This window comes from Pseudomonas sp. 51_B (genome assembly GCF_017491595.1).
GTDB classification, from domain to species: domain Bacteria; phylum Pseudomonadota; class Gammaproteobacteria; order Pseudomonadales; family Pseudomonadaceae; genus Aquipseudomonas; species Aquipseudomonas promysalinigenes.
On sequence record NZ_JAFGYW010000004.1, the window covers coordinates 1 to 18,365 of the forward strand.

14 protein-coding genes are annotated in these 18,365 nt (G+C 59.0%); all 14 read left to right on the forward strand.

Going from position 1 to position 18,365, the window contains the following annotated elements:
- Positions 1–217 precede the first annotated feature (217 nt).
- The 14 genes from gyrA to J5M56_RS06705 all read left to right on the forward strand — a co-directional run bounded on the left by gyrA (position 218) and on the right by J5M56_RS06705 (position 18,353).
- Positions 218–2,980, forward strand: a complete 2,763-nt coding sequence (gene gyrA / locus J5M56_RS06640) for a DNA gyrase subunit A (RefSeq protein WP_186476565.1) — start codon at positions 218–220, stop codon at positions 2,978–2,980.
- A 148-nt stretch (positions 2,981–3,128) separates the two neighbouring features.
- On the forward strand, positions 3,129–4,214 hold the full coding sequence (gene serC, locus J5M56_RS06645; RefSeq protein ID WP_060480591.1) for a 3-phosphoserine/phosphohydroxythreonine transaminase: 1,086 nt from the start codon (positions 3,129–3,131) through the stop codon (positions 4,212–4,214).
- Positions 4,214–5,308 (forward strand): prephenate dehydratase, encoded by a 1,095-nt coding sequence (gene pheA, locus J5M56_RS06650; RefSeq protein WP_027918183.1) that lies wholly within the window; start codon positions 4,214–4,216, stop codon positions 5,306–5,308. Before serC ends, pheA begins: the two co-directional genes overlap by 1 nt.
- Before the next feature lie 139 nt (positions 5,309–5,447).
- Entirely contained in the window at positions 5,448–7,655 is a 2,208-nt protein-coding gene (locus J5M56_RS06655) for a bifunctional prephenate dehydrogenase/3-phosphoshikimate 1-carboxyvinyltransferase (RefSeq protein ID WP_230849807.1), read from the forward strand.
- A complete protein-coding gene (gene cmk, locus J5M56_RS06660; protein ID WP_060480587.1) occupies positions 7,652–8,338 on the forward strand; it encodes a (d)CMP kinase in 687 nt (228 codons plus the stop codon). The genes J5M56_RS06655 and cmk overlap by 4 nt, the downstream gene beginning before the upstream one ends.
- Before the next feature lie 124 nt (positions 8,339–8,462).
- Positions 8,463–10,139 (forward strand): 30S ribosomal protein S1, encoded by a 1,677-nt coding sequence (rpsA, locus tag J5M56_RS06665; RefSeq protein WP_186476568.1) that lies wholly within the window; start codon positions 8,463–8,465, stop codon positions 10,137–10,139.
- A gap of 352 nt (positions 10,140–10,491) precedes the next feature.
- Positions 10,492–10,788: an integration host factor subunit beta gene (ihfB, locus tag J5M56_RS06670; RefSeq protein WP_012313292.1), complete on the forward strand. Its 297-nt coding sequence runs from the start codon at positions 10,492–10,494 to the stop codon at positions 10,786–10,788.
- 22 nt (positions 10,789–10,810) lie between these two features.
- Entirely contained in the window at positions 10,811–11,074 is a 264-nt protein-coding gene (locus J5M56_RS06675; RefSeq protein WP_060480353.1) for a LapA family protein, read from the forward strand.
- A 102-nt stretch (positions 11,075–11,176) separates the two neighbouring features.
- Positions 11,177–12,631, forward strand: a complete 1,455-nt coding sequence (locus J5M56_RS06680; RefSeq protein ID WP_207870389.1) for an MBL fold metallo-hydrolase — start codon at positions 11,177–11,179, stop codon at positions 12,629–12,631.
- A 254-nt stretch (positions 12,632–12,885) separates the two neighbouring features.
- Positions 12,886–14,331, forward strand: coding sequence for a mannose-1-phosphate guanylyltransferase/mannose-6-phosphate isomerase (locus J5M56_RS06685; RefSeq protein ID WP_207870391.1), 1,446 nt, complete (start codon positions 12,886–12,888; stop codon positions 14,329–14,331).
- A gap of 120 nt (positions 14,332–14,451) precedes the next feature.
- Positions 14,452–15,405, forward strand: a complete 954-nt coding sequence (locus tag J5M56_RS06690) for a glycosyltransferase family 2 protein (RefSeq protein ID WP_243430602.1) — start codon at positions 14,452–14,454, stop codon at positions 15,403–15,405.
- A 106-nt stretch (positions 15,406–15,511) separates the two neighbouring features.
- Positions 15,512–16,057 (forward strand): dTDP-4-dehydrorhamnose 3,5-epimerase, encoded by a 546-nt coding sequence (rfbC, locus tag J5M56_RS06695; RefSeq protein ID WP_207870393.1) that lies wholly within the window; start codon positions 15,512–15,514, stop codon positions 16,055–16,057.
- A 99-nt stretch (positions 16,058–16,156) separates the two neighbouring features.
- Positions 16,157–16,987: an ABC transporter permease gene (locus J5M56_RS06700; RefSeq protein WP_207870395.1), complete on the forward strand. Its 831-nt coding sequence runs from the start codon at positions 16,157–16,159 to the stop codon at positions 16,985–16,987.
- Positions 16,977–18,353, forward strand: a complete 1,377-nt coding sequence (locus J5M56_RS06705; protein ID WP_207870397.1) for an ABC transporter ATP-binding protein — start codon at positions 16,977–16,979, stop codon at positions 18,351–18,353. Before J5M56_RS06700 ends, J5M56_RS06705 begins: the two co-directional genes overlap by 11 nt.
- Positions 18,354–18,365: the final 12 nt, after the last annotated feature.

Consider the following 18,365-nt stretch of genomic DNA (forward strand, 5'->3'; position numbering starts at 1 on the left):
CATCCCCCCAGCGCCCCATCTCCCCACCGCCCCGCCTTTGTGGTAACATCCGGCAGTTTCCAAGACCGCCCACGAAGGCGGCCTTCATTGCGCAGATCCATGCTACAACTCATTGATTTGTCGTAAGTCGTCGCACCCCTTTGCGCTGCGGCGGCGAGCTTCGTTCGGCCCTTGATGGAGCTGCGAAGTTTCACCAGAAAAAGGAATCAGGCTTCTCATGGGCGAACTGGCCAAAGAAATCCTCCCGGTCAATATCGAAGACGAACTGAGACAGTCTTACCTCGACTACGCGATGAGCGTGATTGTCGGGCGAGCGCTGCCCGATGCGCGTGACGGCTTGAAGCCCGTGCATCGTCGCGTCCTCTATGCAATGAGCGAACTGGGCAACGACTGGAACAAGCCGTACAAGAAATCCGCCCGTGTGGTCGGTGACGTGATCGGTAAGTACCACCCCCACGGCGACACTGCGGTCTACGACACCATCGTACGTATGGCCCAGCCGTTCTCGCTGCGTTACCTGCTGGTCGATGGCCAGGGCAACTTCGGTTCGGTCGACGGCGACAACGCCGCGGCCATGCGATACACCGAAGTGCGCATGGCCAAGCTGGCCCACGAACTGTTGGCCGACCTGCACAAAGAAACCGTCGACTGGGTGCCCAACTACGACGGCACCGAGCAAATCCCGGCGGTCATGCCTACGCGCATCCCCAACCTGCTGGTCAACGGCTCCAGTGGTATCGCCGTGGGCATGGCGACCAACATCCCGCCGCACAACCTCGGCGAGGTCATCGATGGCTGCCTGGCGCTGATCGACAACCCTGAGGTCACCGTCGACGAGCTGATGCAGTACATCCCCGGCCCGGACTTCCCGACCGCAGGTTTGATCAATGGCCGCCAAGGCATCATCGAGGCCTACCGCACCGGCCGTGGCCGCATCTACATGCGCGCCCGCTCCCACATCGAAGACATCGACAAGGTCGGCGGCCGTCAGCAGATCGTCGTCACCGAGCTGCCGTACCAGCTGAACAAGGCTCGCCTGATCGAAAAGATCGCCGAGCTGGTCAAAGAAAAGAAAATTGAAGGCATCACCGAGCTGCGCGACGAGTCCGACAAGGACGGTATGCGCATCGTCATCGAGCTGCGCCGTGGCGAAGTGCCCGAGGTGGTGCTGAACAACCTCTACCAGCAAACTCAGCTGCAGAGCGTGTTCGGGATCAACGTGGTCGCGCTGGTCGACGGGCGCCCGCGCCTGCTCAACCTCAAGGACCTGCTTGAAGCCTTCGTGCGTCACCGCCGTGAAGTGGTGACCCGCCGTACCGTATTCGAGCTGCGCAAGGCGCGCGAGCGTGGCCATATCCTTGAAGGCCAGGCCGTTGCCTTGTCCAACATCGACCCGGTCATCGCCCTGATCAAAGCCTCGCCGACGCCGTCCGAAGCCAAGGAGGCGCTGATCGCCAAGGCCTGGGAATCCAGTGCCGTGCAGGTCATGGTCGAGCGTGCCGGTGCCGACTCCTGCCGCCCGCAGGACCTCCCAGAGCAGTACGGCCTGCGTGATGGCAAGTACTACCTGTCGCCGGAACAGGCCCAGGCCATCCTCGACCTGCGCCTGCACCGCCTGACTGGTCTGGAGCACGAGAAGCTGTTGGCCGAGTACCAGGAAATCCTGGAACAGATCGGCGAGCTGATCCGCATTCTCAACAGCGCCCAGCGCCTGATGGAAGTGATCCGCGAAGAGCTCGAAGCGATCCGTGCCGAATACGGCGATGCCCGTCGCACCGAAATCCTCGATGCCCGCCACGACCTCAACTACGGCGACATGATCCCCGAAGAAGAGCGTGTGGTGACCATCTCTCACGGCGGCTATGCCAAGACCCAGCCGTTGTCCGCGTACCAGGCCCAGCGCCGTGGCGGCAAGGGCAAGTCGGCCACTGGCGTCAAGGACGAGGACTACATCGAACACCTGCTGGTCGCCAACAGCCATGCCACGCTGCTGCTGTTCTCCAGCAAGGGCAAAGTGTACTGGCTCAAGACCTACGACATTCCTGAAGCCTCCCGCGCCGCCCGTGGCCGCCCGCTGGTCAACCTGTTGCCGCTGGAGGAGGGTGAGCGCATCACCGCCATGCTGCAGATTGACCTCGAGGCTCTGCAGCAGAACGCCGACCCTGAAGAAGAGCTGGAAGACGGCGACGACGGTGTCATCGAAGGTGAAATCGTCGAGCCCGAAGAAATCGACGAAGAGGACGGCGACACGCCTGAGTGGGTGGCCGAACCGACCGGCGCTTATATCTTCATGGCTACCGCCTCCGGTACGGTCAAGAAAACGCCGCTGGCACAGTTCGCCCGTCCGCGCACCAGTGGCCTGATCGCCCTGAAGCTCAAGGAAGGCGACACCTTGATCGCTGCCGCGATCACCGATGGTGCCAAAGAAGTGATGATGTTCTCCGACGCCGGCAAGGTGATCCGCTTCGCCGAAAGCGTGGTGCGCCAAATGGGCCGTACCGCCCGTGGTGTGCGCGGCATGAAACTGGGCAAAGGGCAGCAGATCATTTCGATGCTGATCCCCGAATCCGGCGCGCAGATCCTCACTGCTTCGGAGCGTGGCTTCGGCAAGCGCACGCCGCTTTCCAAGTTCCCGCGTCGCGGCCGTGGTGGCCAGGGTGTGATCGCCATGGGGACCAAAGGGCGCAACGGCCTGCTGATCGGTGCTATCCAGGTGCAGGAAGGTGAGGAAATCATGCTGATTTCCGACCAAGGCACGCTGGTGCGCACGCGGGTGGGTGAAGTGTCCAGCCTGGGGCGTAACACCCAGGGCGTGACGCTGATCAAGCTGGCCAGCGACGAAACCCTGGTGGGCCTTGAGCGTATCCAGGAGCCATCCGAGGACGAGCTCGACGACATGATCGAGGCGGGCGAGGACGGTATCGAGGCCAATGCACCCGATGATGAAGCTGCGGGCGCCGAAGAGGCTCCACAGGAATAAACAAGTGTAAAACCCGAGCGGGGCGACCAAGGTCGCCCCGTTTGACTGTGTAGGAGCGAGCGCAGCTCGCGATGCAGGCGCCACTGTTCCTGCAGGGTATGTAGCAACCGAATCAAGATTTGTACTATTTGGCAGAGCGAGAGTGGATGTGAGCAAACGAGCCTTTAACTTCTGCGCAGGCCCTGCTGCGCTTCCTGACGCTGTGTTGCAGCGCGCCCAGGCCGAAATGCTGGACTGGAACGGCAAGGGCTTGTCGGTGATGGAGATGAGCCATCGCAGCGACGATTACGTGGCCATCGCCGAGAAGGCCGAGCAGGACCTGCGTGACCTGCTGTCCATCCCCTCCAACTACAAAGTTCTGTTCCTGCAGGGTGGCGCCAGCCAGCAGTTCGCTGAAATTCCACTGAACCTGCTGCCGGAAAACGCCACTGCCGACTATGTCGAGACCGGTATCTGGTCGAAAAAGGCCATCGAAGAAGCGCGCCGTTTCGGTACTGTCAACATCGCTGCCAGTGCCAAGCCCTACGACTACTTGGCGATCCCGGGCCAGAACGAGTGGAAACTGACCAAGAACGCAGCCTACGTCCACTATGCGTCCAACGAGACCATTGGCGGCCTGCAGTTTGACTGGGTACCTGAAACCGGCGACGTTCCGCTGGTGGTGGACATGTCCTCCGACATTCTTTCGCGCCCGATCGATGTCTCCCAGTACGGCATGATCTACGCTGGCGCGCAGAAGAACATCGGCCCAAGCGGCCTAGTGGTGGTGATCGTTCGCGAGGACCTCATTGGCCGCGCTCGCAGCAGCTGCCCGACCATGCTCGACTACAAGGTCGCTGCCGACAACGGCTCGATGTACAACACCCCGGCTACGTATTCCTGGTACCTCTCGGGCCTGGTGTTCGAGTGGCTCAAGCAGCAGGGCGGCGTCGAGGCCATGGAGCAACGCAACCGCGCCAAGAAGGACCGTCTGTACGGCTTCATCGACGCCAGCGAGTTCTATACCAACCCGATCAGCCACAACGCCCGTTCGTGGATGAACGTGCCGTTCCGCCTGGCTGACGAGCGCCTGGACAAAGCCTTCTTGGCCGGCGCTGACGCCCGGGGCCTGCTCAACCTCAAAGGTCACCGCTCGGTGGGTGGCATGCGCGCCTCGATCTACAACGCCCTGGGCCTGGAGGCCGTTGAGAGCCTGGTGGCCTACATGGCCGAATTCGAGAAGGAGCACGGTTGATGTCCGAACAGGAACTCAAGGCCCTGCGGGTACGCATCGACAGCCTCGACGAGAAGATCCTCGAGCTGATCAGCGACCGTGCCCGCTGCGCCGAAGAAGTGGCGCGGGTCAAGACGGCGTCACTGGCCGAGGGCGAAAAGCCGGTGTTCTACCGCCCTGAGCGCGAAGCTGCCGTGCTCAAACGGGTGATGGAGCGCAACAAAGGCCCGCTGGGCAACGAAGAGATGGCGCGGCTGTTCCGCGAAATCATGTCGTCCTGCCTGGCCCTGGAGGAGCCGCTCAAGGTCGCCTACCTCGGCCCTGAGGGCACCTTTACCCAGGCGGCGGCCATGAAGCACTTCGGCCACGCCGTGGTCAGCCGCCCGATGGCGGCTATCGACGAAGTGTTCCGTGAGGTGGCGGCCGGGGCCGTCAACTTCGGCGTGGTGCCGGTGGAAAACTCCACCGAAGGCGCGGTAAGCCACACTCTGGACAGCTTCCTCGAGCACGACATGGTGATCTGTGGCGAGGTCGAGCTTCGTATCCACCATCACCTGCTGGTCGGCGAGAGCACCAAGACCAATAGCATCACCCGCATCTACTCCCACGCCCAGTCCTTGGCCCAGTGCCGTAAATGGCTGGATGCGCATTACCCGAACGTCGAGCGTGTGGCGGTTTCCAGCAACGCCGAGGCGGCCAAGCGGGTCAAGGGCGAGTGGAATTCAGCCGCGATCGCCGGTGACATGGCGGCCAACCTGTATGGCCTGACCCGTCTGGCCGAAAAAATCGAAGACCGCCCGGACAACTCCACGCGCTTTTTGATGATCGGCCAGCAGGAAGTGCCGCCTACCGGCGACGACAAGACCTCGATCATCGTCTCGATGAGCAACAAACCAGGTGCGCTGCATGAGCTTCTGGTGCCGTTCCACGAGAACGGTATCGACCTGACCCGTATCGAAACTCGCCCCTCGCGCAGCGGCAAGTGGACCTACGTGTTCTTCATCGACTTCGTTGGCCACCACCGTGACCCGCTGATCAAGGCGGTGCTCGAGAAGATCAGCCAGGAGGCCGTGGCGCTCAAGGTGCTGGGTTCCTATCCCAAAGCAGTGCTTTGATTCGACAGAGTTGGGCCCTGTAGCAGCGGCTTTGAGTCGCGACGGGCTGCAATGCAGCCCCGTGGGGCCCACAGGCTGCCTAGATTTCTGAACAGGGTTCGCACCAGTGGTAAATGCAGCAAAAACCAAAGCCGCGCCAATCATCGACCGCCTGGTTGTGGTCGGCCTCGGCCTGATCGGCGGCTCTTTCGCCAAGGGCCTGCGTGAAAGCGGCCTGTGCCGCGAGGTGATCGGTGTCGATCTCGATGCGCCGTCGCGCAAGCTGGCGGTAGAATTGGGCGTGGTTGACCGCTGCGAAGCGGACCTCGCCGCAGCCTGTGTCGGCGCCGACGTCATTCAGCTTGCCGTGCCGATCCTGGCCATGGAGAAGGTGCTGGCGCGCCTGGCCCAGCTGGAGCTTGGCGATGCGATCATCACCGATGTGGGCAGTGCCAAAGGTAACGTCGTGCGCGAGGCGCGCGCCGTATTTGGCGAGCGCCTGCCGCGCTTCGTTCCCGGTCATCCTATCGCCGGCTCCGAGCAGAGCGGGGTAGAGGCGGCCAACGCCAGCCTGTTCCGCCGCCACAAGGTCATCCTGACGCCGTTGGAAGAAACCGACCCGGCCGCGCTGGCCATGGTCGACCGCCTGTGGCGTGCGCTGGATGCCGATGTGGAACACATGCCGGTGCAGCGCCATGACGAAGTGCTTGCAGCCACCAGCCACCTGCCGCACCTGCTGGCATTCGGCTTGGTCGATTCGTTGGCCAAACGCAATGAAAACCTCGACATCTTCCGGTACGCTGCGGGAGGTTTCCGCGATTTCACGAGAATCGCCGGCAGCGATCCGACCATGTGGCATGACATCTTCCTCGCCAACCGCGAGGCCGTCCTGCGCACCCTGGACACTTTTCGCAGCGACCTCGACGCCTTGCGCGACGCGGTCGATGCTGGGGACGGGCACCAACTGCTGGGTGTATTCACCCGTGCACGGGTTGCCCGCGAGCATTTCAGTAAAATCCTGGCCCGCCGGGCCTATGTGGACGCTATGAACGCCAACGATCTGATTTTCCTGGCCCAACCCGGTGGCCGCCTGACCGGGCGAATCCGCGTACCGGGCGACAAGTCGATTTCTCACCGCTCGATCATGCTCGGCTCGCTGGCCGAAGGCACGACCGAAGTCGAAGGGTTCCTCGAGGGCGAAGATGCCCTGGCGACCCTGCAGGCATTTCGTGACATGGGTGTGGTCATCGAAGGGCCCAACCATGGTCGCGTAACCATCCATGGCGTTGGCCTGCACGGCCTGAAGCCGCCACCTGGCCCGTTGTACGTCGGCAACTCTGGCACCTCGATGCGCCTGCTTTCGGGGCTTCTGGCCGGCCAGCCGTTCGATGTGACCATGACCGGTGACGCTTCGCTGTCCAAGCGCCCGATGAACCGTGTGGCCAACCCGCTGCGCGAGATGGGTGCCGTGGTCGAGACCGGCCCCGATGGCCGCCCGCCGCTGACCATTCGCGGCGGCAGCAAGCTCAAGGGCCTGACCTACACGCTGCCGATGGCCAGTGCCCAGGTCAAATCCTGCCTGTTGCTGGCAGGCCTGTACGCCGAAGGCGCCACCACCGTTACCGAGCCTGCGCCGACCCGCGACCACACCGAGCGCATGCTGCGCGGCTTTGGCTACGAGGTGCAGAGCAACGGCCCGGTCGCGTCGCTGCAGTCTGGTGGCAAGCTCACCGCAACCCGTATCGAAGTGCCGGCGGATATCTCTTCGGCTGCTTTCTTCCTGGTCGCGGCATCCATCGCCGAAGGCTCGGAGCTGGTGCTCGAGCATGTTGGCATCAACCCTACCCGTACCGGCGTGATCGACATCCTGCGCCTGATGGGCGGCGACATCACCCTGGAAAACCAGCGTGAAGTCGGCGGTGAGCCTGTGGCCGACCTGCGCGTGCGTGGCGCCAAGCTCAAAGGGATCGACATCCCTGAAGAGCTGGTCCCCTTGGCCATCGACGAGTTCCCTGTACTGTTCGTGGCTGCCGCCTGTGCCGAAGGGCGCACCGTGCTACGTGGCGCTGAGGAGCTGCGGGTGAAGGAATCCGACCGTATCCAGGTGATGGCCGACGGCTTGATCACCCTGGGCATCAAGTGCGAGCCCACCCCGGATGGCATCATCATCGAGGGCGGCCAGCTGGGTGGTGGCGAAGTGCATGGCCACGGTGACCACCGTATCGCCATGGCTTTCAGTGTCGCGTCGCTGCGTGCCAGTGCGCCGATCCGCATCCATGATTGCGCCAACGTTGCCACGTCGTTCCCGAACTTCCTGAAACTGTGTGCCGATGTGGGTATCCGCGTCGCCGAAGAGGGCAAGCTGTGAATTCGCAAGCGCCGGTCATCACCATCGATGGCCCGAGCGGTTCGGGCAAGGGGACCGTCGCTGGCATCCTCGCGCGTGAATTGGGCTGGAGGCTGCTGGACTCTGGCGCGCTGTACCGCTTGCTGGCGTTCAACGCCAGTAACCACGGCGTCGATTTGACCAACGAAGAGCTGCTCAAGGCCCTGGCCGCCCATCTGGATGTGCAGTTCATTGCGGCCGAGCCAGGTAAGCTTCAGCAGATCATCCTGGAGGGTGAGGACGTCAGCAATGTCATCCGCACCGAAACCGTCGGTGCCGGCGCCTCGATGGTCGCTTCGCTACCGGCGGTGCGCGCAGCGCTTTTGCAGCGTCAGCGCGCCTTCCGTGAAGCGCCGGGCCTGATCGCCGATGGCCGCGACATGGGGACCGTGGTGTTTCCAGATGCGCCGCTCAAGGTATTCCTCACCGCCAGTGCCGAGGAGCGTGCGAACCGCCGCTACCTGCAGTTGAAGGGCAAGGGTGAAGATGTTAGTCTGTCGAGTCTGCTAGATGAGATTCGTGCGCGCGATGAGCGCGACACCCAGCGCGCAGTGGCCCCGCTCAAGCCAGCGGCCGATGCCATTGAGCTGGACTCCACCGAGTTGTCCATCGAGCAGGTGCTGCAACGTATCAGGAACGAGCTCGCCCAGCGCGGCTTGGTCTGATAACCAGGAAAGCAGGCAGGGGCACCAGTCAACGTCCTGCCCGCTTTCCTTTACTTAAAACAAACCCACATTGTCTGGAATGTGGCGATGGGCGTCTGTTTCGCCCGAATCTACAGGAATTAAAATGAGCGAAAGCTTTGCAGAACTCTTTGAAGAAAGCCTGAAAACCCTCAATCTTCAGCCGGGTGCCATCATCTCCGGTATCGTTGTCGACATCGACGGCGACTGGGTTACCGTACACGCTGGCCTGAAGTCCGAGGGCGTCATCCCGCTCGAGCAGTTCTACAACGAAGCTGGCGAGCTGACCATCAAGGTCGGTGACGAAGTTCACGTTGCGCTGGACGCGGTCGAAGACGGCTTTGGCGAAACCAAGCTGTCCCGTGAAAAAGCCAAGCGCGCCGAGTGCTGGATTGTTCTGGAAGCAGCTTTCGCCGCCGAAGAAGTGGTCAAGGGCGTTATCAACGGTAAGGTTAAGGGCGGCTTCACTGTCGACGTTAACGGCATCCGTGCGTTCCTGCCGGGCTCCCTGGTTGATGTCCGCCCTGTGCGCGACACCACCCACCTGGAAGGCAAAGAGCTGGAATTCAAGGTCATCAAGCTGGACCAGAAGCGCAACAACGTTGTCGTTTCCCGTCGCAGCGTGCTGGAAGCCGAGAACTCCGCCGAGCGCGAAGCCCTGCTGGAAACCCTGCAGGAAGGCCAGCAAGTCAAAGGTATCGTCAAGAACCTCACCGACTACGGCGCATTCGTGGACCTGGGCGGTATCGACGGCCTGCTGCACATCACCGATATGGCTTGGAAGCGCATCAAGCACCCATCGGAAATCGTTAACGTTGGCGACGAAGTCGACGTACGCGTTCTGAAGTTCGACCGTGAGCGCAACCGCGTTTCGCTGGGTCTGAAGCAGATGGGCGAAGATCCGTGGGTAGCTATCACTGCACGTTACCCAGAAGGTACTCGTGTACAGGCTCGCGTTACCAACCTGACCGACTACGGCTGCTTCGCTGAGCTGGAAGAAGGCGTTGAAGGTCTGGTACACGTTTCCGAAATGGACTGGACCAACAAGAACATCCACCCGTCGAAAGTCGTTCAGGTTGGCGACGAAGTGGAAGTCATGGTTCTGGACATCGACGAAGAGCGTCGTCGTATCTCCCTGGGCATCAAGCAGTGCAAGTCCAACCCATGGGAAGACTTCTCCGGCCAGTTCAACAAGGGTGACAAGATCACCGGTACCATCAAGTCGATCACCGACTTCGGTATCTTCATCGGTCTGGACGGCGGCATCGACGGTCTGGTTCACCTGTCCGACATTTCCTGGAACGAAACCGGCGAAGAAGCCGTGCGTCGTTTCAAGAAGGGCGACGAGCTGGAAACCGTCATCCTGTCGGTTGACCCAGAGCGCGAGCGCATCTCCCTGGGCATCAAGCAGCTGGAAGACGATCCGTTCTCCAACTTCGTTGCTGTCAACGACAAGGGCGCTATCGTCAAGGGCACCGTGAAAGAAGTTGACGCCAAAGGCGCCATCATCACTCTGGCCGACGACATCGAAGCCACTCTGAAAGCTTCCGAAATCAGCCGTGACCGCGTTGAAGACGCGCGTAACGTCCTGAAGGAAGGCGAAGAGATCGAAGCCAAGATCATCAGCGTTGACCGCAAATCGCGCGTCATCAGCCTGTCGATCAAGTCGAAAGACGACGCTGAAGAGCGTGAAGCCATCCAGAGCCTGAAAAACGCTCCGGAAGCGGCTGCCGATACCACCATGGCTGCGCTGCTGCGCGAAGCAATGGCCAAGCAGAACTGAGTTCTGTTTGATCGGTGAAAGGGTGGCCTTCGGGCCACCCTTTTTTTATGCGTGTTGGAAATGTGTTTGGGCGGCGGGTTTCGGCGTGAAGGGGGGTTGCAGTTTTGAGATCGGGCGCTGCACGCGCGGAACTCGTTCTGAAAGGCGCTGCACCTCTACCGCCATCTCCCTTGCGCGACGCACCCCTACCGCCCCTTAGGCCATGCACTTCTCAGCCATGTCCCGCCATATTTCTTTTCTTTTCATTCTTGAATTTTTTTATTAAGTCAAGAACCACCCTGTTCAAATCCCTCCGAGCGTGCTACAACCTGATTAAGCAATGATCTAGCTGCTTGATAACGAAGGGAAAAATATGACGAAGTCGGAGCTGATCGAACGTATTGTCACCCATCAAGGGCTGCTTTCGTCCAAGGACGTGGAGTTGGCCATCAAGACCATGCTTGAACAGATGTCCCAATGCCTGGCCACTGGCGATCGTATCGAGATCCGTGGCTTTGGCAGTTTTTCCCTGCACTATCGCGCACCGCGCGTTGGTCGCAACCCCAAGACCGGCCAGTCGGTGGAGCTCGAGGGCAAGTTCGTGCCCCACTTCAAGCCAGGTAAAGAGCTGCGTGACCGGGTCAATGAAGAAGAGCACGAGCACCCTTGAGTTATAAAAAGGAGCAATTCTGATGCGTAATCTCAAGCGCGCCCTGGCGGCGTTGTTCGTGCTGCTGTTGGCGGCTGTGGTGCTGTTCTTCGTGTTGGAGAACCAGCAACCAGTGGCGCTGGTGTTGTTTGGCTGGGCTGCACCAGAAATGCCGGTAGCAGTGCCGGTTCTGGCCGCGCTGGTGGTTGGCCTAGCGGTCGGCCCGCTGCTCGGTGCCTACGGTGTACAGCGCAGCAAGCGCAAAATTCGCGCCTCCGCTCGCCAGGCAGCATTGAGCCAGAATTGATGATTAGTCCTACAACTATGTAGGAAATCTCCTCCTAGGCGTCCGCGCTCTGAAATGAAGTAATAGGCGCTTCATTTTTGCCCTAGGCGAGCGCGCGACAGCATGCAATTTCCCACCCTATCCCATCATGGTGGTACTAGAAGTGTCACCGGCTCGTGCCATCAGCTTCACCTAAGCCCAGCCACTAGCCTGCTTATCGACTGTGGCCTTGAACAGGGTGGCGAGGCGGCGCCTGGCGCTGAATTAGCGCCTATCGGCTTTGACATCGCCGGCATTGAGGCTCTGATCATCACCCATGTGCACATGGATCATGTGGGGCGCATCCCGGCACTGCTGGCTGCCGGCTTCCGTGGGCCCATCATCTGCAGCGTGCCGTCGGCCAAGCTTTTGCCCCTGGTGCTGGAGGATGCGTACAAGCTCGGCGTAAGCTCAGACCCCGTTCAGGTCGAGCGTTACCTGGCGCTGTTGCAGCGTCTTGTCGTGCCGCTCGCGTACGAGCAGTGGCATTGCGTGGTCGAGCAGGGTGGGCTTGCCTGTAACATTCGCCTTCAGCGCGCCGGCCACCTGCTTGGCTCTGCGTACGTAGAGTGCGATGTACGCATCGATGGGGCGCAATTTGCTTCGCGTATCGTTTTTTCGGGTGATTTGGGAACACCGGGCAATCCCTTGTTACGCCCAGTTCAGTCACCAGAACGCGCCGATATTCTCGTGCTGGAAAGCACCTACAGCGACCGGCTGCACTCGGGGCGCAGCGACCGTCAGCAACGGCTTGAGGCGGTGATTGATCGGGCGCTGGCTGATAACGGCACCATATTGATACCGGCATTCAGCCTAGGGCGCACCCAGGAGCTGCTGTACGAAATCGAAGACATGCTTCACCGCAAGGCATTGCTCAACGATGGGCGCCAGTTGCCTGGCGACGACCCATTACAGGCGATCGACTGGTCGCGCTTGCCGGTCATTCTCGACTCGCCGTTGGCGCAACGTATTACCAAGGCTTACCGCGAACTGCACGAGTACTGGAATGACGAAGCTCGGCAGCGGCTGGGCGAGGGCAGGGGGCCGCTGGCCTTCGACCAGTTGGTGTGTGTGGATACCCATGGCAAGCATCAGGCTGTAGTCAACCACCTCAAGAGTACCGGGCGGCCGGCGATCGTGATTGCCGGTAACGGCATGTGCTCCGGTGGGCGCATCGTCAATTACCTGAAAGCGATGCTGGGGGACCCTCGGCACGAAGTGGTGTTCGTCGGGTATCAGGCCAAGGGCACGCCGGGGGCAGTGATCCAGGCTAGCGAAGGGGCGGAAGGGTTTGTGCAGATCGATCTTGACGGGGGTATGTACGAAGTGCGCGCTAAGGTTGCTTCTGTGGGCGGCTATTCAGGACATGCCGATCAGGAAGGACTGCTAGGGTTCGTAGGTGGAATGGGGGCGTTGCCGCGCAGCGTAGTGCTTGTTCATGGTGACGCTCGTGCAAAGGCCGCGTTGAAGCAGGCCCTGGAGCAGCGATGTGCGGAACAGGGGTGGGAGATGCATGTACGCATTGCGTGCGAGCAATAGTCAATATGGGCTCTGCTTGAAATCCGAGTGGGCGTTGCGGTTGCATTGCCACGAACAATACCCTGCAGCTGTAGGTGGCAATCTCTGATATTCTGAGTGCCTTTGCTTGCGTCTTTCGCCTATGGACGGGAAGGGAGCAGGCCCGCTGTGCGGGTACTTCAAAGCCGTTATTTTTCAATGGAACGGTGCTCAGAACCAAGGCACACGGTGGCTACGCGAAGGTGTAGCCTCCAGTACCCGTTAAGGATTCGAATATGCAATTGATTCCGGTGATTCTCTCCGGTGGCGTCGGTAGCCGTTTATGGCCTGTTTCCAGAGAAACCCATCCTAAGCCATTCATGACCCTGCCTGACGGGCAAAAACTGATTCAGAAGACCTTCTTGCGTGCTGCTCGGCTGGATGGGGTGGTTGAGGTTCTGACTGTCACGAATCGCGAGTTGCTGTTCAAGACGGAAGATGAATACCGCACAATCAACGAAAAAGGCTTGCCTCAAAGCTACATACTTGAGCCTTTTGGGCGCAATACCGCTGCTGCAGTAGCGGCCGCTGCGCTTCAGCTGCGCCATAGCTATGGTCCAGAAGTAGTGATGCTTGTATTGGCTGCCGACCACCTCATCCAGAAGGAGCCTGCGTTTCGCGCTGCGGTAGCCAAGGCCTCCGAGCTGGCGTCCAAGGGATGGCTGGTGACTTTCGGCATCGAGCCGCGCTACCCCGAAACTGGTTTTGGCTATATTGAAGCTGCCAATGATGGAGATCTAGGTACCGGCTTGAGGGTTGAACGTTTTGTCGAGAAACCCGATCTGAAAACTGCAGAAGCTTATCTGGCGGCTGGCAATTACTTCTGGAATGCAGGGATCTTTTGTTTTCAAGTCGGTGCCGTTATTGACGAGTTCAGGCGACATGCAGGCGATGTGCTAGATGCTATTGAGCGAACGTTAGAGGTTTCCCGGTATGCTACCTCGACAGGCTACAGTTGCCTGGCACTGGAGCCCGAGAGCTTTGGCAAGGTTCCGGATATTTCCATCGACTACGCCCTGATGGAACGTTCACGCAAGGTGGCTACCGTCCCATGTGATATCGGCTGGAGCGACATAGGCTCTTGGAATGCCGTCAGCGAACTGACGCAGCCCGACGCCCAAGGTAATCGTTTCGAGGGCGACGTTATGGCCTATGGAGCGAGCGACAACTATGTCACCACCGAAAACCGTCTGGCCGCGCTGGTGGGTGTGCAAGATCTACTCGTCGTTGACACCCCGGACGCGTTGCTAATCGCCCATAAGGATCATGCTCAGGACGTTAAGCATATCGTCAAGCGGCTCAAGGAGGATGGGCATGCTGCTCATTTGCTCCATCGCACGGTTCATCGACCATGGGGTACATATACCACCCTTGAGGACGGTGATCGCTTTAAGATCAAGCGCATCGTGGTCAAGCCCAGGGCTTCGTTATCGCTGCAGATGCATCACCATCGCAGTGAGCATTGGATTGTCGTCAGTGGTATGGCGGTAGTTGTCAATGATGAGCAGGAGCTGATGCTCAACACCAATGAATCGACTTTCATTCGTGCCGGTCACAAGCACCGTTTGCGCAATCCCGGTGTCATCGACCTCGTGCTTATCGAAGTGCAGAGTGGTGAGTATCTCGGAGAGGATGACATTGTGCGATTCGAGGATAATTACGGCCGCTGTGAGGCAGAGTGAAACTGCTAATGCCGTCGGTAGCCCCAGCACGTAATATTTGGAATCAAGCATGTGAAGGACTTCATGAGAACCCGATTAACTTTCATGGATGAGCGGAGGGTTGAATGCGAGGGCGAACAAATGGGTTACCGATCCGCCGTCTCGGCCGGGGAACGTGCCGAAGTCGCGATTCTGATGTGTACGTACAACGGTGCAGCGTTTCTTCGAGAGCAACTCGAGTCTTTTGCAAACCAAACGTTCCACAGTTGGACCCTATTTGTGTCCGATGACGCGTCGACGGATGCAACACGCGAAATCCTTGCCGAGTATCAGCAGCGCTGGGGTGCAGAGCGCTTGCACGTGTTCGAAGGGCCTCGCCAGGGCTTTGCCAGGAACTTCTTATCTTTGCTGGGTCGCCCAGAAGTCAGAGCCCAATTTTATGCGTTCAGTGATCAGGACGACGTGTGGTTCGCTGACAAACTGGAACGAAGCGTTGATCGCCTGGTCGAAATTCGGGCTCATAAGCCTGCGCTGTACTGCTCACGCACTCAGCTGGTTGATAGTGCACGTAACCTGGCAGGCTACTCGCCCTTATTTTCGAAACCACCGTCCTTTAAAAATGCGCTGGTTCAGAGCCTGGCGGGCGCCAATACCATGCTGATCAATCAGGCTGCCCGTAACCTATTGATGCAACTGCCGGAAGGCATGAGCATTGTGGCCCACGATTGGCTTGCCTACATTCTGGTGACAGGGTGTGGAGGAGTTGCCATTTACGATGCCCGACCTAGCCTTGAGTACCGTCAACATGGTGACAATGTCATCGGTGCCAACAACAGTTTCAAAGATAGGGTCAACCGGGTCCGCAAGATGCTCTCTGGCCGTTTCGTGAGGTGGAATGATGCCAATCTGCAGATTTTGAAGGCGATGAGCCCGTTGCTGACTCAGGAAAACCGGGCTGTGCTGGCCGATTTCGAACGCAGTCGCAGCTCCGGGTTTTCCGTTCGCCTTCGTGCGTTGCGTCGGTCAGGCGTGTATCGCCAGACCTTCATAGGTAACATCACACTGATGATCGCTGCTTTCATGGCCAGGATTTGATGGCTCGCAGCGCCTGACTAACTTGCTTGCACGTACAAGTGCAGTATTCATCGAGGAACCCGCATTATCGGGTTCGCTCGTTCAGCAATTCGGAGACAAGTGTTAAATGAAAGCGACAAAACAAGACATCCCGGACGTCATCCTTTTCGAACCGCAGGTGTTCGGTGACGATCGTGGGTTCTTCTTCGAAAGCTTCAATCAGAAGGTATTCGATGAGGTGGTAGGGCGCCCCGTGACCTTCGTGCAGGACAATCACTCTCGTTCAGTGAAGGGCGTGCTTCGAGGGATGCATTATCAGATTCAGCAGCCCCAGGGTAAGCTCGTGCGCGTGGTGCAGGGTGAGGTTTTCGACGTAGCGGTGGATATGCGCAGAAGCTCCAGCACCTTTGGTAAATGGGTGGGCGTGCATCTGAGTGCCGATAACAAGCGCCAGCTCTGGGTACCGGAGGGCTTTGCCCATGGTTTCATTGTGCTCTCCGAAAGTGCAGAGTTTCTTTACAAGACAACCGATTACTGGGCGCCGCAGCATGAACGCAGCCTAGCCTGGAATGATCCTACCGTGGCGATCGAATGGCCCTACAAAGGTGAGCCTGCACTGTCGGCCAAAGATCAGAAGGGCAGTGCCTTCGAGGAAGCCGATACGTTCGCCTAACGTTCGTCTCCTGTATACGGCGCCCTTTGCTTACCGCAGAGAGCGCCTAAGCAGGTGTCTCGCGTGCGAGCCAACTGATTAATTCACCGAGGTAACTGAATGAACCCGCATTCGCAGGCTCCCATATCGCCGTGGGCGCTGGTTAGCAATCTCTGGCATTATCGCCGGCTAATTCTGCAAATGGCCCACCGAGAAGTGGTCGGCCGTTACAAAGGCTCCGTGATGGGGCTGTTGTGGTCGTTTCTGACGCCATTGTTCATGCTGGCGGTTTACACATTTGTGTTTTCCGTGGTCTTCAAGGCTCGCTGGACCACTTCACCGGACGAGGGCAAGGGGGACTTTGCCGTATTGCTGTTTGCGGGAATGATTGTGCACGGCCTGTTCGCAGAGGTGTTGAACAGGGCGCCAGGGCTGATTCTATCTAATGTCAATTACGTCAAGAAAGTAGTATTCCCGCTGGAGATACTTCCGGTCATCTCCATGTGCACGGCGTTGTTCCACAGCGGTGTTAGTCTATTGGTACTGCTGTGCGCAATTGTTGTTGTCAATGGCGAGTATCACGCCACCATGCTGCTCGTGCCGTTGGTGGTGCTGCCGTACATCATATTTGTCCAGGGGCTGGCCTGGGTGCTGGCCTCGCTGGGCGTTTACTTGCGGGACGTAGGCCAGACCATCGGCATTATCACCATGGTCATGCTGTTTATGTCACCGGTGTTCTTCCCGGTGAGTTCGTTGCCGGTGGAGATGCGCCCGCTGATGGAGGCTAACCCGCTCACGTTCATCATCGAACAGGTCCGAGACGTATTGATCTGGGGGAAACTGCCTAACTGGAGTGGGTTGGCTGGCTATTCGTTGATGGCGCTGGTCACCGCGTGGGTGGGTTATGCATGGTTCCAAAGAACACGAAAGGGTTTCGCTGATGTCTTATAACGCTTCGCAGACCACCGACACAGCAATCGTCGTTAAAGCCGTATCGAAGTGCTATCACATTTACAGTAAACCTCAGGACCGTCTTAAACAGTCGATCATGCCGCGCCTGCAGCGCGCTTTGGGTATGCAGGAGAAAGCCTATAGCCGTGAGTTTTGGGCGCTGAGAGATGTGTCGTTCACGCTAAAGAAGGGTGAGACGCTAGGCATCATTGGCCGCAATGGCTCCGGCAAATCGACTTTGTTGCAACTGATCTGTGGCACGTTGAGCCCAACCGAAGGCCAAGTGCAGACGTTCGGCAGAGTTGCAGCACTCCTGGAGCTGGGTGCGGGCTTCAACCCGGAATTCACCGGTCGCGAAAACGTGTACCTCAGCGCTGCCTTTTACGGGCTGACCAAAGAGCAGACAGACGCGCGTTTTGATGACATCGTGGATTTTTCCGAAATCAGGGATTTCATCGACCAGCCGGTAAAAACCTACTCGAGTGGCATGTTCGTGCGCTTGGCTTTTGCCACCATCGCTCACGTAGACGCGGACATTCTGATCATCGACGAGGCGCTGGCGGTCGGTGATGCGATCTTCACTCAAAAATGCATGCGCTTTCTACGCAAGTTCAAAGAAGAGAAGACCCTTCTGTTCGTCAGTCACGACAGCACGTCGGTCATTGCTTTGTGCGACAAAGCCCTATGGCTTTCGGATGGAAGTATGAAAGAGCTCGGCGAGGCCAAGGAAACCTGTGAGCACTATTTGAACTTCATCCTGGGTGCGACACAGGCCAAGGAGTTGCAGGAGCAGACCGAGGCTTCGGCTTCTGCCCGCAAGCTGCGTGAAATCTGGGCCGGTGAGCATCGCTATGCATCTGCTGGCCCGTTGAGCCTGTTCCAGTCCAATTTGCAAGCCTCTGCTCAGACAGACCCTTTGGGTGCGCAGATCAAGCATGTCAATGTAACCGCTGAGGACGGCAGTGACATCAGGGCTATCAAAGGTGGGGAGGTGGTTAGGCTGTCGATCCATGCTGTCGCGTTCACTGAATTGAAAAGCCCAGTTCTCGGCTTCTACATCAAGGATCGGCTTGGCCAGTTTCTGTTCGGCAGCAACACCCTGAGCATTGAAAATCATCTTCCTCCGGTTGCAGCGGCCGGGCAGGCCTTCCGCGCAGATTTCACCTTCGCCATGCCCTGGTTGGCAGGTGGAGACTATTCCATCCAGGTTGCCGTCGCCGACGGCACACAGCAAGACCATACGTCGCACCACTGGGTTCACGACGCTGTAATTTTCCACTGTAGCCACGACCCTTCGGCATCGGGATTGATAGGTATTCCGATGTTGGACATTCAGCTCAGTATCGACTCCGAAACAGGTCACTAAATGCACCTCCCT